This window comes from Parabacteroides sp. AF17-3 (genome assembly GCF_003635445.1).
Taxonomy (GTDB): Bacteria; Bacteroidota; Bacteroidia; order Bacteroidales; family Tannerellaceae; genus Parabacteroides; species Parabacteroides goldsteinii.
Genome location: NZ_QTMM01000005.1, coordinates 100,965 through 114,645, shown reverse-complemented (window position 1 = coordinate 114,645; position 13,681 = coordinate 100,965). Strand labels below are relative to the sequence as shown.

The window sequence follows — 13,681 nt, the reverse complement described above, 5'->3', positions numbered from 1 at the left end:
TTACATTTTTATAAGATTGAAACTATTTCGGTTATATCTTTTCTTTTAGATGATTTTTCAGGTGGTTGTTTTACATAACCTAATGAAATAATTGCCACAGGGTACATATTGGGAGATAAATGAAGATTATCCTTTAGCATATCAGGATCGAAATTACATACCCAGCAGCTACCTAATCCTTGTTCTGCTGCGGCTAAACAAATATGTTCAGTCGCTATTGCTGCATCAATATCTGCATGGTTCTTATTGTCTGATTTTCTCACCCAAGAAATTGAATTGTCAGCACATACTACAATATAGAGTGGAGCTTCGGTAAACCATTCACGTGGATAAGATTGTTGAATCAGTAGTTTGGGTTTATTACTTTTTACGACAAAAAAGTGCCAAGGTTGATAGTTTACAGCAGAAGGAGCAAAACGGGCACATTCTAAAATGTAGTCGAGTTTTTCTTGCTCAATCATATCAGAAGAATAGTTTCTTGCTGAATAACGTTGTTTTGATAGTTCTAAAAAGTTCATAAGTAATCTAATTTTGATTTATGGCAAAGTTATACCTATTTTATTCTAAATATAGGTATATATTTTCGCTATATTGGTATAATTCCGCTTTATGTGTTATATTTGAGGTATGAAAAAAGAAAATCTTCATCAACCGTTTGAGATCAGCTTTAACGAGCATAGTGAATCGTTATTAACTGAGCATGAGCATACTTTTTTTGAACTAGTCTACATCTTAACAGGAACAGGTATTCAATGGATTAACAATAGTATGTTCCCATATCATGATGGACACTTGTTCTTGATAACTCCAAATGATTCTCATTCCTTTGAGATTCACACAACTACAAAATTCATTAACATCAAGTTTAATGACATCTATATACATTCAGCCATATTTGGTTCAGAGAACATCCAGAGATTGGAATTTATTTTACAACATGCAAATCATCAACCGGGTTGCATCCTTAGAAATAAGGTGGATAAGTTATTAGTGAAACCAATGATTGAAGCAATTATTCGGGAGTATGTAAATAGGAATCTGTATAGTAAAGAGATTATCACGCAGTTGATAAATACTATAATTATTGTTGTGGCAAGAAATATAGCTATGTTTTTACCTCAACAAGTCGATGAATGTTCAGATGATAAGTCTCTCGATATTCTTCAATATATCCAAGCAAATATCTATCAAACAGGTAAAATTAGGGCAAAAGAAATCAGTCAGCATTTTGGTATATCTGAAAGTTACTTGGGACGTTATATAAAAAAGCACACCAACGAAACAATGCAGCAATACATATTAAGCTATAAACTAAAATTGGTCGAAAGCAGATTGTTACATAGTCAAATGAGAATAAATGAGATTGCCGAAGAACTAGGATTTACCGATGTAAGCCATTTGAGTAAATTCTTTAGAAAAAACAAAGGCTGTAGTCCTTCAAGTTTCAGAAAAAGTAATAAGACAATATGATGCGTATCTATTCTTAATCTAATATATTTCAACGATAACATATATACTACTTATCTGTTTTCTTATTTCAATAAGAAGCCAGCAATAGTCAAATTCCACCACTTCCAGACAGTTTTTAAAACGTCTCTTGATTCTTCTTTCATTTGCCGATGAAAATAGAATCAACACGTTTTATAAACCATTAAAAATTAAAAGAATGGAAGTAGTAACCATTGAAAAGAGAACCTTTTCGTATGTCTGCGAACGGTTCACCGAGTTTGCCAAACGAATAGAAAGTTTGTGCAGCACTCATACCCAGAAAGTCGAAAACTGGCTGGATAGTCAGGAAGTGTGCCTGTTGTTAGGCGTTAGTAAGCGAACTTTGCAGTATTACAGAAGTAGCGGAAGATTGGCTTATTCTCAAATTGGTAGTAAGATTTATTATAAGACTTCCGATATTGAAAGAATTATTGCAGACAGTGAAACGCAAAATCAATCACCCAAACACCCCACGTCTTATGAAAAGAATTAAAAAAGATTATCCGTTTTTCAACCTGTTTTCCATTGTTGGCACATGGGAAAGCATTAATCTGAATCCTACGGTTATCATCTATCGGAGCGACAAAGAGTACCTTCTTTCTATTATATATGTATCGGAAACAACCAAACAGGCTTCACCTGCTACTTATGAGATACAGCAAGATGGTAGCCAGTATTTTATTGCCCCTGCATCCAAACGGGTCTATGTAGATTATGATCTGGCAAAAGACGTACTTAACATTTCATCTTTGGGTCACTATCTGCGTAACTAACCAGCTATCTAGCCATCTTGAAATCAATATTTCAATAAAACAATCTTTCAATCATGGAACTAATAAATAAAGATACCCCACAAGTCAAAGAATTTATTTCTTCGCTCGATTCGATGCTGGATGGTATTGAATCTATAGTCAAGCATTACAAGCCCCACCTGAATGGGGAATGCTTTCTTTCTAATAATGAAGTTTCCAAGAAACTGAATGTCAGTTTGCGAACCCTGCAAGAGTGGAGAGATATAGGTCTAATCCCCTTTATCCAGATAAAAGGTAAAATCATCTATCGTCAGAGTGATATTGATAAACTGCTCCAAAGGCACTATTTTGAAAGTTGGAAAGAGTAACCTGCCAAGCTCAAAAACATTGTTTTTCGGAATTTAATTTGAATCATTGACTTTTCCAGTGAAGTATTTAGTCTGTGCAAGTCTTTAGATGAAAATACGCTCGAACATAGTGAGAGGAAGATTTTCATCTAAACCGAAGGCTCGGACTTGAACAGGTTAAATACAGAACTTATCTTTGTCAATGCTTCATATTGAGTTCTGGAAAACTTACTATAAAAGAAAAGGATTGAGAAAATGAAATTCATTCTTCCCAATCCTTTTTCAATATTAGCTACTATCTTTATTATATAGCCAATTCCGACAGGCAGCTATTTACTTTTTGCATATCCTTGAAAATATTCTGATCCAATACCCTTGCATAGTGTTTTGTTACGCTTGTATCTGCATGACCTAACATCTTAGCAACATTCTCCATACTTACGCCATTTGCAAGGCAAATGCTTGTAGCATAGCTATGACGGGCGGTATGTGTGCTAAGATTTTTATGAATTCCGCACACATCGGCAATCTCCTTCAAATAACTGTTCATGCGTTGATTACACAATACAGGTAAAAGTTTTCCGGTACACTCTGCCACATCCTTATATTTATCAAGTATAGAAGCTGCCACAGGCAGCACAGGAATGTTACACATGATTTTTGTCTTTTGCCGGTTCTTCCTTATCCAAAGTTCCCCTTTGTTGTCTTTTACCAAGTGTTCGGGTGATAAATCTTTCACATCGCTGAACGCCAAACCAGTAAAAATGCAAAAGACAAAAACGTCACGTACCTGTTCTACTCGTTTAATTGTAAACTCTTTGGCGAGAATGATTTTAATCTCGTCCATCGTCAGAAATTCAGGATCGGTTTCTTCCAATTTGAAACGGTAGTAAGCAAACGGATCTTTCTTTATCCAGTCGTTTTCCAAAGCAATACGGATAATCTTCTTTAAATTCTTCAATCGGGTAATAGCGGAGTTCTGCGCACAACCTTTTTCAATCTTCAAGAAAGCATCGAACTTAGAAATGAAGTTGGCTTCCAAGTTATTCAGGGCAATATCAGATAACTGATATTCTTTCTTAATGAATTCCTCCAAATATCGGGTAGTGGTTTCATACCGTTGAACGGTTTTACTAACAAAGTCTTTTCCGATTAGCTTACGACTTTGTTCGTTGTGTTCTCTGAATACTTGCAAAAGGGTTTTGCTTTCTTCATCTACACCATAATACAGTTTTCTCACAAGATCAACGGTGATAACCTTGTCGGAAGTTTCCAGTTCCCTATAAATTTGGTGTATGCGTGAACGTGTGATTTCTAAGTAGTGGTTCAATTCCACCGACATACGGTCTTTGCCTTTTGAATTCTCTTTTGCCTGATTCCATAGGTTTACGGGATAGCTTCTTTTGATAGAAATATCTACCATACAGCCGTTTACGGTGATTCTCATGCACACGGGTGCTTCTCCGTTCTTTAATAATTTGCCTTTCTTGATGAAGAACAATACAGAAAATGATTTTCGAGCCATTTTTACATCGTTTTTAAAGTTACAAAACTATGTATTCTCTTCCAAAGTAAATCTATGCAAAATACTATGAATCAGCGAGAAAGATGCAAATTCGTGGGACTTTTTTCGATTAAATTTTAGTCCCACGATTTATCCACCGATAATATGCTTGAAACGGCTATTTTCTGCTACCTGCCAGAAAAAAGAAATCCCTGATAATGTCTGATTATCAGGGATTTGCTTGATTCTTCTTTTGTTTTCAGTGATCCGCCTGGGGTTCGAACCCAGGACCCCATCCTTAAAAGGGATGTGCTCTACCTGCTGAGCTAGCGAATCATCCGGTGCGTTACTTCTGTAATGCGGGTGCAAAGATAGAAGGTTGTTTTTTATTATGCAAATATTCCAATGACTTTTTTGAATATTTTTTTCACCTAACAAACGAAACACATTGGCTCACTGCACATAACAGGAACTAGATTTTTTTCAGGTATCACCTCCACATATTCGCCATTGACTAATACTGTTACTGGCCGTTGTGCATCACTACTCATAAAAAAGGCACAAAAAAGACAGAATGGGTATATGAAGAATACAATACCACCATAGATTTTAGAATCTGAAGATATTTATGTAAGTTTGTCCTGGAAAAAAAATTACAAAATACATTCTTAAAAATATGGCAGACGACAAGAAAATTATTTTCTCGATGGTAGGCGTGAGCAAAACTTTCCCGCCGCAGAAACAAGTACTGAAAAATATTTATCTGTCTTTCTTTTATGGAGCCAAGATCGGTATCATCGGTCTGAACGGTTCCGGTAAATCTACGTTGCTAAAGATCATCGCCGGCATTGAAAAGGAATACCAGGGAGAAGTGGTCTTCTCACCCGGCTATTCGGTAGGTTACCTGGAACAGGACCCGAAACTGGAACCGGGCAAAACCGTAAAGGAGATCGTACAGGAAGGAGTACAGGAAATCGTTGATACATTAAAAGAATACGAAGAGGTAAACGAAAAGTTCGGCGATCCCGAAGTGCTGGAAGACCCGGACAAGATGGATGCGCTGATCGCCCGTCAAGCCGAATTGCAGGATAAGATCGACGCGACCGACGCCTGGAATCTTGACAGCCGCCTCGAACGTGCAATGGATGCCCTGCGCTGCCCGCCTGAAGACCAGATCGTGGATACGCTGTCCGGAGGAGAACGCCGCCGTGTAGCTCTTTGCCGTCTGTTGCTTCAACAACCGGACGTATTGCTGCTCGATGAGCCGACCAACCACCTGGATGCCGAGTCTATCGACTGGTTGGAACAACATTTGCAGCAGTATGCCGGAACAGTGATCTGTATCACACACGACCGTTACTTCCTCGACCATGTGGCCGGTTGGATTCTTGAACTCGACCGTGGCGAAGGTATTCCCTGGAAAGGTAATTACTCTTCCTGGCTGGATCAGAAGACTAAGAAAATGGCTCAGGAAGAAAAGCAGGCCAGCAAACGCCGCAAGACGTTGGAACGCGAGCTGGAATGGATCAATATGGCTCCCAAAGCCCGCCAGGCAAAGGGTAAAGCTCGTCTGAACTCTTACGAAGCCTTGCTGAATGAAGACCAGAAAGAGCGCGAATCCAAACTGGAAATCTTTATCCCGAACGGTCCTCGTCTGGGTAACAAGGTGATCGAAGCGCAACATGTAGCCAAGGCATTCGGTGAAAAACTATTGTTCGACGACCTGAACTTCATGCTTCCTCCAAACGGCATCGTGGGTGTGATCGGTCCGAACGGTGCAGGTAAAACAACACTGTTCAAGATGATCATGGGCATGGAAAGCATCGACAAAGGTACGTTCGAAGTGGGTGAAACCGTAAAAGTAGGTTATGCGGACCAGACACATAAAGACATCGACCCGAATAAAACAGTTTACCAGGTTGTTTCCGGCGGACAGGAATTTATCCGCGTAGGAGGAAAAGAGATCAACTCGCGTGCTTACTTGTCACGTTTCAATTTTGCAGGAGCCGACCAGGAAAAACTTTGCGGCGTCTTGTCGGGTGGAGAACGTAACCGCCTGCACCTTGCCATCACACTGAAGGCCGAAGCCAATGTGCTGTTACTCGACGAACCGACCAACGACATCGACGTGAACACGCTGCGTGCCCTGGAAGAAGGTCTGGAGAACTTCGCCGGATGCGCTGTTGTCGTTTCGCACGACCGCTGGTTCCTCGACCGTATCTGTACACATATCCTGTCGTTCGAAGGCGATTCGAATGTGGTCTTCTATGAAGGAACTTATTCCGAATACGAAGAATACAAACGCAAACAGGGTGGCGACACTGAACCTAAGCGTGTACGTTACCGCAAACTTATTGTTGACTAATTACTATTTTATTATTCATAATTCATTTAGAACCATGAAAAAAAGAATGCTCTGCATGGCGGCCATAGCCGCAGCATTTTTGTGCTTCGGAAGCGACGCAAATGCACAGAAGACAACCAAGTTGTTCAACGGAAAAGACCTGTCAAACTGGAACTTTGTCGTTGACAAAAATTCCGTTCCGCCCGAACAGGTTTATTCCGTAAGCGACGGTGTGATCAAGATCAAAGGCCAGCCTTTCGGTTATATGTACACGAAAGAAAAGTACGATAACTACAAGCTGCACGTGGAATGGCGCTGGCCGAACGGTGACCAGAATGCGAACAGCGGTATTTTCCTGCTGATCGCCGATCCGAAGAATCCGTTCCCGAACGGGATAGAATGTAACCTGATGCTGGGTAATGCGGGTGACTTTGTCCTTCTGGGCGGCTCCGACCTGATGCAATACCAAGGCAAGCCGGGTGAACCCCGTCCTGGTTTCCCGGTGGTGAAAAAGAACGCTCCGAGCAGCGAAAAGCCTGCCGGCGAATGGAACGAGGCCAACATCTATGTGAAAGACGGAAAGATCAACGTCTATATCAACGGCGTTTATCAGAACACCGGATGGAACAAGCAGAAAGACGGTTATATCGGCTTGCAGAGCGAAGGTAAGGAAGTGGAGTTCCGTAATGTAACGATCACTCCCTGGTAAAATCATAATAAATCAGATAATCTGATAACATGAAAGGCGGCTGCCTGGAAGATTCTAATCTCCGGCAGCCGCCTTTTATAATTTTTTTTCACTTAACCTATCCCGTTTCTTTTTGTTGTATGTAAATCAACAATAAAAATGAACGTCAAAATGAAACGGCACAAAACTTTATACATTTTCCTGCTCTTATTATTCCTGCACACAACGGCAAACGCCCAACTGCAAAAAGTAATCAAGGATATTTTCTCGGCCGATACGGCTCTGACGCATACCGACTCGTCCGCCATACAAAAGACAGACGCCGCCTTCAAACTGAAAGCCGGACAAATCCAGAAACTGGATTCGTTGCACCAGGAAACGGTTGCGCAATTAAGGGGCAGCAAACTCCATGAAAATTGGTGGGAAACGGGAAAACACGCCCTCTATTTCATGCTGGTGCTGCTGGGACAATACCTGCTGTTCCGCCTTTCTTCCTGGCTCTACCAAAAAGCCAAAGCACGCATCCAACAACTGAAAGATACCAAGTTGAAGCCAATCTCCATCCAGAACTACGAGATACTGGATACGCAAAAGCAGGTCAAACTGCTGGTCTTCATGGCAAGTATCGTCCGCTACCTGCTGCTTTTCATCCTGCTGGTGCTGACGATCCCTATCCTCTTCTCGATCTTCCCGCAGACCAAAGAGCTTGCCTACAAAATCGCTTATTACATCTGGAATCCGGTAAAAAGCATCCTGGTAGGTATTCTGGATTATATCCCCAACCTGTTCACAATCATCGTGATCTGCCTGGCTATAAAATATATTATCCGGGGAATCCGTTACCTGGCAACGGAAATAGATGCGGGAAGGCTGAAGATTAACGGCTTTTATGCGGACTGGGCGATGCCGACCTACCATATCGTCCGATTCCTGCTGTATGCGTTTATGATCGCCATGATTTATCCTTATTTGCCGGGCGCCAATTCGGGCGTGTTCCAGGGAGTATCGGTCTTTGTCGGGCTGATCGTTTCGTTGGGGTCGAGCACGGTGATCGGGAATATTATTGCCGGATTCGTTATCACTTATATGCGTGCTTTCAAACAGGGCGACCGGATCAAACTGAACGATACGGTGGGTAATGTAATCGAAAAGACAGCGTTCGTCACCCGCCTCCGCACGATAAAGAACGAGATCGTAACGATACCGAACTCATTCATCATGTCTTCACAGACGGTCAATTACAGTTCGTCGGCCAGAAGTTACGGACTTATCATCCATTCCGAAGTGACGATCGGCTATGACACACCGTGGCGGCAGGTGCACCAGCTTCTGATCGAGGCAGCCAAGGCAACGCCCGGAGTGATGCCCGAACCGGCTCCTTTCGTCCTCGAAACGTCCCTGAGCGACTTCTACCCCGTTTATCAGATCAACGCTTATATCCAGGAAGCGGACAAGATGACAAGCATCTATTCGGACCTGCATCAGAACATCCAGGACTGTTTTGATAAGGCCGGTGTCGAGATCCTGTCGCCCCACTATACAGCGTTCAGGAACGGGAATGCCTCAACGATCCCCAAGGAAAAGCCGGCAACCGATTAAGCCGGCAATCCTTCTAATTGTTGTTCTTTCCATTCCACAAAACCCTCGATGGTACGGGGAATCTGAAAGAGAAGGCGATCGTCTGCCACTGTACGCAAGACAGCCTTGCGAAACAGGGGAAGCTGCATTTTATCGACTTTGAAAGAAGCCTTCATCAGAATGACTTCGTAACCACCATGCACTATTTCCTTATCGAGGACAACAGGAAACTCCATAGCCAGATAATAAGCCGAACGTTCATAAGCACACCAGCAATCTCCTTCAAGATAGAGGTAAACGTACTTTTCATTATCTACTTCGTTGGATAAGATTAATTCTACGTCAGATGCTTGTCTCATAATATAAAGTTGAGTTACAATACTTTTTTCTGTTTTCATTACCCTAGTGTTTAATATCTATTTTTCCTTTCCTTTTTCATCTGGTTTTTCCGTCTGGTTGTTCAGATGTTCCAGTAGGAATTTGCCCAGTTTGAATTTCACGCTATTGCGGGGAGCGATCATACAGAATGTATTATCCCTGGGATTACGTCCCGGCCTCCCTGTCTGCTTCCACAAAGTGAATGAGCCAAATCCCATCAACCCCACTTCGCCCTCCCGGATCAAAGCATTCTCCACCTCTTCTTCCCACACTCTGATAAAGAGTCCGGCTTTCTCCTCCTCTATTAGGAGCCTGTCGGCTATTTTTTTGATTAAGTTTGTTCGGTTCATAGTACATATTATTTTATCTTACAATATCTCTTATACAACGTATATTAAATGTTACCTTTTGGGGATGAGCAGGATTATCAGGGTAATAGTAATAGTAATAAGAAGTACTACCAGGCCATATTCCCATGGACTGAATTTCCACTGTATTTCCTCTATATGCACAATAGGAATCTTCAGCATAAGCATTTTTTGTACAACTGAAATAAGTATTATAATCTTGACCAGCTCCTGGTTTTCTATGGAAAACCATTATTGCCAATTCTTTTTGATTGGGAATACGCCAACCCAGATCCGCATAGGCACAAGGATTTTCCCAGTTTGCTTGTTTAGCTGTAAAATCTGCTGGCAATGATTCCATTGTTTGTCTAATCTCAAATGCATTTGGCAAACGATTCTCCTCATCTAAACTAGTATGCCCTGGAGTTAATGCACTATTTACATTCCCACGTTTTACTCTTGGATTCAAGTTCTCAAAAGAGAAAGATTTCGCTATATTATTATTAGTATAATACCCATCAGGAGCAATTGCTATATCTGCTACAGAGGCAGTCACCTCTCTTAAATTGCGAACACAACGATAAGAATTTTTATTATCTTTCCGATAAGAAATGGAAAGTCCTTCATTCGCCAAAAGGACATAATAATCGAGAGCATTTGGATTAATTCTAGTATCAATAGTCGGATTTGCATTAACAGTACTACCTACATAAGTATGTCCTGAAGCAACATCTTTATCCGTATCCCTGTACAATCGTACATCTTCCGGTAGAATGTCACCACCTATGACAAGAGCCGTATATTGATTAACTGCGGGAAGATACCAACGTAATTCGTCATCATCAATAACACCATTACCATTCAAATCACGATTTTTAGCCAGACATGCATATTGAGCATACTTATAATCACTATTTAATTCATTATTTGTATAATCAAGAAATGTTTCCCAAGTCCAGCTCCAATCTACAATTCCACTATAATGCATTTTTGCTATCCATTCAGACATATTTTGACGTCCCTGGTCAAAACTATTCTTCCAATCATCGTATTCACCTTTACCACGACTTTTACTAACAACAGATATTCCCTTTGATGGCAAATTCTCGGTTTCCTGTATGCTTTCCGTACCCCATCCATTTACATTGTTATTCTGCACTCTATCCAAATCATAAATCGTATAAATAGGACGTTGCACAAACGTATAAGCAGACATGTTGATAGAACTACTACTAGACGATTCTGTATTATGTTTATAATAGGTCAAAATGTTAATTGAACGCGGCTGCTGGTTGACAAATTTATCCAGTGGCAAACCTGTATAGAAATACTCGTCGATGAAACAAGTGTAACGGGCACTATCGCCCGAATCATTACCTTTATAATTTAAACCGGCATTATAAAGATTTTCCTTAAATCCATTAATATCCAAAGGGGCATCCGATTCATTCTCTTTATATTTCATAAAATTTGTACCATCATCTGTATTCCTTTTATAGGTAACCCAATCAAGATCGCTATCTTTAGTACTTGGTCTGAAATCACCTCTCGGAGTAGCCCCGACAATCTGAAAACTATCTTTGAACATCTTTAAATCACATGTTCTTCCAGAGTTTGTGGCATATCGGTTAATTAAATCACGTATCATTAATTTTGAGAACGAAATTACCGTTGTCCCATAATGCGCATCAAAGATGTTGACTTGATTGCTAGCTACATATATGTCTCCGTCACTGCCCCAGGATTCTTCCTCTTCAAGATCCGATTCTACTTCAACGATTATTTTATCTACTCCGACTACTTTAACGGTATAGATATAACGGGTATTCCGGAAAATCTTAAAATCCTTGTTAGTCCCTTCATATTGGGGATTCCAATTTCCTACATGGATATAATAGGTGGTATAAGCTGTTACGTTTTTATCCGGTTTACCATCTGTTCCGATTGGCTTATCTGTTTGTCCGGTATAAGTACCTTTCAAAACGATATAAGTGGAGTTTTCAGGAGCATTAGAGAAGCTTTCGGGACCATCCATTTTTTCCCTCATGTCATAATCATTAATTTCTTTATCGGCTGTTTTCCGATTTTCCATCATCAGGAATGAGAAATTATATGATGATGTATTCAAACTATTCACTACCGTATCTTTTTTCTCAAAAACAGAGCTTACTTTCGATTTATCGAAGCCACCCTTATAATCTTCATAAGGTGTTGAAGTCCGTTCAAAGACATAGGAAGATTGAGGTATATTCTTAACCTGCCAACTATCGGCTACAAATGTTGTATTTTCTTTTGCTGCCATCACTTTAAATTGGATGGATGACATGATCCGTTGCAAAAGTATCCGGCCATTTACCGTACCGTCTGTAGCGATAGTACAGGGAGTATCAAAATCAATTTTGTTATTATCCTTTGCTACTACACAACCACTCATCAAGAAAACTCCGTCAAGCACTGAAATACTGGAACCATCCTTGTTTACCGGCAAGGTTACGGACAAGGCTTTCAAATCATCGATAGTACTGATCGCATTTAACTGATCATCTGTGATCGTATACAAAGAACTTTTATAGTTGGCAACCGCATAAACATAGCGGAGACCGGAAGTTGTTGGAACAGAAATATTTTTATTATTAATTTCTACTGTGCTACAAATTTTTTTCCCATCAATTGTATAACTCCCGTCTTTTCCCTTTTTGAAAATAAAGATAGCCAGTGAACTGACTTTATTCGATCCGTCGATATCAGTTGCTTTCGTTTCAATTTTCGCCGGGTCTGACGTGCTGAAAAACAAAGTAGCCGTTACCGGAACACCCTCCTCTACTTTTCCTTGCCCATTTATCAATGTTTCATCCGAACAAGCCGTGCATGCCAATAGGCTAAGCAGCAGATAAAGTATATTTTTAGTTGAATGTATCATAATGTTGTTATTTAAGTTATTCCTATTAGTTGTAAAATATATTGTTAGAAGAAGGGATTATCCAAAAGTTATTTCATTTTCGATTTCACGAACCGGAGCAACTTCATATTCTAGTGTAACATCTGTTGGTCGGCTGATATTAAAATTGATTTTAACCGTGATCACCTGAGTATACACTTTTCCATTTTCCAGGCATCTCAAAACATCGGAACCACAAGTAAAAGTAACAGTGACCTTGGTTTCACCCTCTTTAACTACTGCGCCTTTAACAGTAACCGACAGGCTTGTCGTAACGGAAAGTTCAGGATTATTCATTCTATAAGTATCATAATAAAAAGAACTTGCATTAACAGAATTCTTTGAAAAATCTTGACCTACCAGATTTTCAGCATTATTCTCCGGATTCAATATGGTCGATGCAGTTGCAGCATTATATGAGTAGTTTGTTGCAATGAAAGAGATAGCAACTTCATCATCAGCAATTACACCCGTGGTTTCATACTTCAAATCTACTTTTACGCGAGCCGTTAACTGAGACAGTTTAATATCCACCTTGTTTTTCCCGTCTTTCGATAAAGATTGAGTTGTCGTTCCAACCTTAACCAGATCATTCAAGTTGTCTCTCACAATCTGATTTCCGAACTCTTCATAAGTATATATATTCTTGAATTGGTCGATACCTGCATTGGCAACAACTACTACATTTACCAAACCTTCTTTTGTATCGATATCAACAACCTTTACTTCTGTCACAGCCCCTCCGCTAACATTACTATTGTTGTCGGCATAACCGATACGTTGTCCTGAGGCAGCTTCAAAAACAGCTATCACGAAATTATTAATAGCCAATCCGCTCTGACCGTTGCTTTTCGTACTGATACCGTCTGTTGTCATGCGTACAGATATAGAAGTTTCGCCGTTATTTGCGCTTGTATTTGTCATGTTGTCGTCGAGACCTTCGATATCAGAAGAACAGGCTGCGAATGACAGAACCATTAAAATTGCTAAGATGATATTTTTTGCGTTCATAGGAATGAATGTTTTTTACGAATTAAAATTTTACCCTTACGATTACAATGCAAATGTACGGCGATGGCAAATAGCGGACGATAGGCAAATATTACAGGGTGGTACGGTATTTTTTAAAGCCTTGATTTTGATAAAAACACCCTATGAAAACGATAAATTTACCCTGCAAAACAGGGTCATTAAGCGAAAACAAACGACCGAAAAAAATCAACAATAATTTATTCTCACCAAATTGATAAAAACGCCTTGGTAACTGAGAAAAGCAATGTTTTTTATGAATACCTTCCTAAAGGTGGCATTTATTAC

At 40.1% G+C, this 13,681-nt stretch carries 13 protein-coding genes and 1 tRNA gene; 7 read left to right on the top strand and 7 right to left on the bottom strand.

The features are described 5' to 3' along the window. Nucleotides 1-8 precede the first annotated feature (8 nt). Nucleotides 9-518 carry a nitroreductase family protein gene (locus tag DWW91_RS08085; RefSeq protein ID WP_007478802.1) on the bottom strand — a complete coding sequence of 170 codons (510 nt, stop codon included), beginning with the start codon at nt 516-518 and terminating at the stop codon, nt 9-11. Between the two features lie 109 nt (nt 519-627). Here DWW91_RS08085 and DWW91_RS08080 point away from each other — a divergent pair, with 109 nt between their 5' ends. The 4 genes from DWW91_RS08080 to DWW91_RS08065 all read left to right on the top strand — a co-directional run bounded on the left by DWW91_RS08080 (nt 628) and on the right by DWW91_RS08065 (nt 2,608). Further along, nucleotides 628-1,470, top strand: coding sequence for an AraC family transcriptional regulator (locus tag DWW91_RS08080; RefSeq protein ID WP_122327424.1), 843 nt, complete (start codon nt 628-630; stop codon nt 1,468-1,470). 196 nt (nt 1,471-1,666) lie between these two features. Continuing rightward, complete coding sequence (locus DWW91_RS08075) at nt 1,667-1,981, top strand: helix-turn-helix domain-containing protein (RefSeq protein WP_025835668.1); 315 nt, start codon at nt 1,667-1,669, stop codon at nt 1,979-1,981. Next, on the top strand, nt 1,968-2,261 hold the full coding sequence (locus DWW91_RS08070) for a DUF3876 domain-containing protein (protein WP_122327423.1): 294 nt from the start codon (nt 1,968-1,970) through the stop codon (nt 2,259-2,261). The genes DWW91_RS08075 and DWW91_RS08070 overlap by 14 nt, the downstream gene beginning before the upstream one ends. A gap of 53 nt (nt 2,262-2,314) precedes the next feature. After that, nucleotides 2,315-2,608: a helix-turn-helix domain-containing protein gene (locus DWW91_RS08065; protein ID WP_122327422.1), complete on the top strand. Its 294-nt coding sequence runs from the start codon at nt 2,315-2,317 to the stop codon at nt 2,606-2,608. 283 nt (nt 2,609-2,891) lie between these two features. On the opposite strand, the gene DWW91_RS08060 is transcribed toward DWW91_RS08065, so the two are convergent. Beyond that, nucleotides 2,892-4,112, bottom strand: a complete 1,221-nt coding sequence (locus tag DWW91_RS08060) for a site-specific integrase (RefSeq protein ID WP_122327421.1) — start codon at nt 4,110-4,112, stop codon at nt 2,892-2,894. A gap of 242 nt (nt 4,113-4,354) precedes the next feature. Beyond that, nucleotides 4,355-4,427 (bottom strand) — tRNA-Lys (locus DWW91_RS08055). A gap of 340 nt (nt 4,428-4,767) precedes the next feature. On the opposite strand from DWW91_RS08055, the gene ettA reads away from it, so the two are divergent. From ettA to DWW91_RS08040, 3 genes are all read left to right on the top strand, one after another. Then, complete coding sequence (gene ettA, locus DWW91_RS08050; RefSeq protein ID WP_007656994.1) at nt 4,768-6,456, top strand: energy-dependent translational throttle protein EttA; 1,689 nt, start codon at nt 4,768-4,770, stop codon at nt 6,454-6,456. A gap of 34 nt (nt 6,457-6,490) precedes the next feature. After that, complete coding sequence (locus DWW91_RS08045; RefSeq protein WP_044214392.1) at nt 6,491-7,144, top strand: DUF1080 domain-containing protein; 654 nt, start codon at nt 6,491-6,493, stop codon at nt 7,142-7,144. A 138-nt stretch (nt 7,145-7,282) separates the two neighbouring features. Continuing rightward, nucleotides 7,283-8,722 (top strand): mechanosensitive ion channel family protein, encoded by a 1,440-nt coding sequence (locus tag DWW91_RS08040; protein ID WP_122327420.1) that lies wholly within the window; start codon nt 7,283-7,285, stop codon nt 8,720-8,722. Here DWW91_RS08040 and DWW91_RS08035 read toward each other — a convergent pair. The 4 genes from DWW91_RS08035 to DWW91_RS08020 are packed head-to-tail and all read right to left on the bottom strand — an operon-like array spanning nt 8,719 to nt 13,375. Beyond that, nucleotides 8,719-9,099: a hypothetical protein gene (locus DWW91_RS08035; RefSeq protein WP_233584441.1), complete on the bottom strand. Its 381-nt coding sequence runs from the start codon at nt 9,097-9,099 to the stop codon at nt 8,719-8,721. The two genes, DWW91_RS08040 and DWW91_RS08035, sit on opposite strands and share 4 nt — an antisense overlap. A gap of 18 nt (nt 9,100-9,117) precedes the next feature. Next, nucleotides 9,118-9,429 (bottom strand): HU family DNA-binding protein, encoded by a 312-nt coding sequence (locus DWW91_RS08030; protein WP_122327419.1) that lies wholly within the window; start codon nt 9,427-9,429, stop codon nt 9,118-9,120. A gap of 13 nt (nt 9,430-9,442) precedes the next feature. Next, nucleotides 9,443-12,346: a DUF4906 domain-containing protein gene (locus DWW91_RS08025; RefSeq protein WP_122327418.1), complete on the bottom strand. Its 2,904-nt coding sequence runs from the start codon at nt 12,344-12,346 to the stop codon at nt 9,443-9,445. Between the two features lie 57 nt (nt 12,347-12,403). Further along, a complete protein-coding gene (locus DWW91_RS08020) occupies nt 12,404-13,375 on the bottom strand; it encodes a hypothetical protein (RefSeq protein ID WP_122327417.1) in 972 nt (323 codons plus the stop codon). Nucleotides 13,376-13,681: the final 306 nt, after the last annotated feature.

What these genes read in the sequence shown, in the direction of transcription:
- DWW91_RS08070 (WP_122327423.1), top strand. Translation starts at nt 1,968, where the DNA reads ATGAAAAGAATTAAAAAAGATTATCCGTTTTTCAACCTGTTTTCCATT.
- DWW91_RS08045 (WP_044214392.1), top strand. Translation starts at nt 6,491, where the DNA reads ATGAAAAAAAGAATGCTCTGCATGGCGGCCATAGCCGCAGCATTTTTG.
- DWW91_RS08025 (WP_122327418.1), bottom strand. Translation starts at nt 12,346, where the DNA reads ATGATACATTCAACTAAAAATATACTTTATCTGCTGCTTAGCCTATTG.
- DWW91_RS08065 (WP_122327422.1), top strand. Translation starts at nt 2,315, where the DNA reads ATGGAACTAATAAATAAAGATACCCCACAAGTCAAAGAATTTATTTCT.
- DWW91_RS08085 (WP_007478802.1), bottom strand. Translation starts at nt 518, where the DNA reads ATGAACTTTTTAGAACTATCAAAACAACGTTATTCAGCAAGAAACTAT.
- DWW91_RS08030 (WP_122327419.1), bottom strand. Translation starts at nt 9,429, where the DNA reads ATGAACCGAACAAACTTAATCAAAAAAATAGCCGACAGGCTCCTAATA.
- DWW91_RS08035 (WP_233584441.1), bottom strand. Translation starts at nt 9,099, where the DNA reads ATGAAAACAGAAAAAAGTATTGTAACTCAACTTTATATTATGAGACAA.
- DWW91_RS08075 (WP_025835668.1), top strand. Translation starts at nt 1,667, where the DNA reads ATGGAAGTAGTAACCATTGAAAAGAGAACCTTTTCGTATGTCTGCGAA.
- ettA (WP_007656994.1), top strand. Translation starts at nt 4,768, where the DNA reads ATGGCAGACGACAAGAAAATTATTTTCTCGATGGTAGGCGTGAGCAAA.
- DWW91_RS08020 (WP_122327417.1), bottom strand. Translation starts at nt 13,375, where the DNA reads ATGAACGCAAAAAATATCATCTTAGCAATTTTAATGGTTCTGTCATTC.
- DWW91_RS08080 (WP_122327424.1), top strand. Translation starts at nt 628, where the DNA reads ATGAAAAAAGAAAATCTTCATCAACCGTTTGAGATCAGCTTTAACGAG.
- DWW91_RS08060 (WP_122327421.1), bottom strand. Translation starts at nt 4,112, where the DNA reads ATGGCTCGAAAATCATTTTCTGTATTGTTCTTCATCAAGAAAGGCAAA.
- DWW91_RS08040 (WP_122327420.1), top strand. Translation starts at nt 7,283, where the DNA reads ATGAACGTCAAAATGAAACGGCACAAAACTTTATACATTTTCCTGCTC.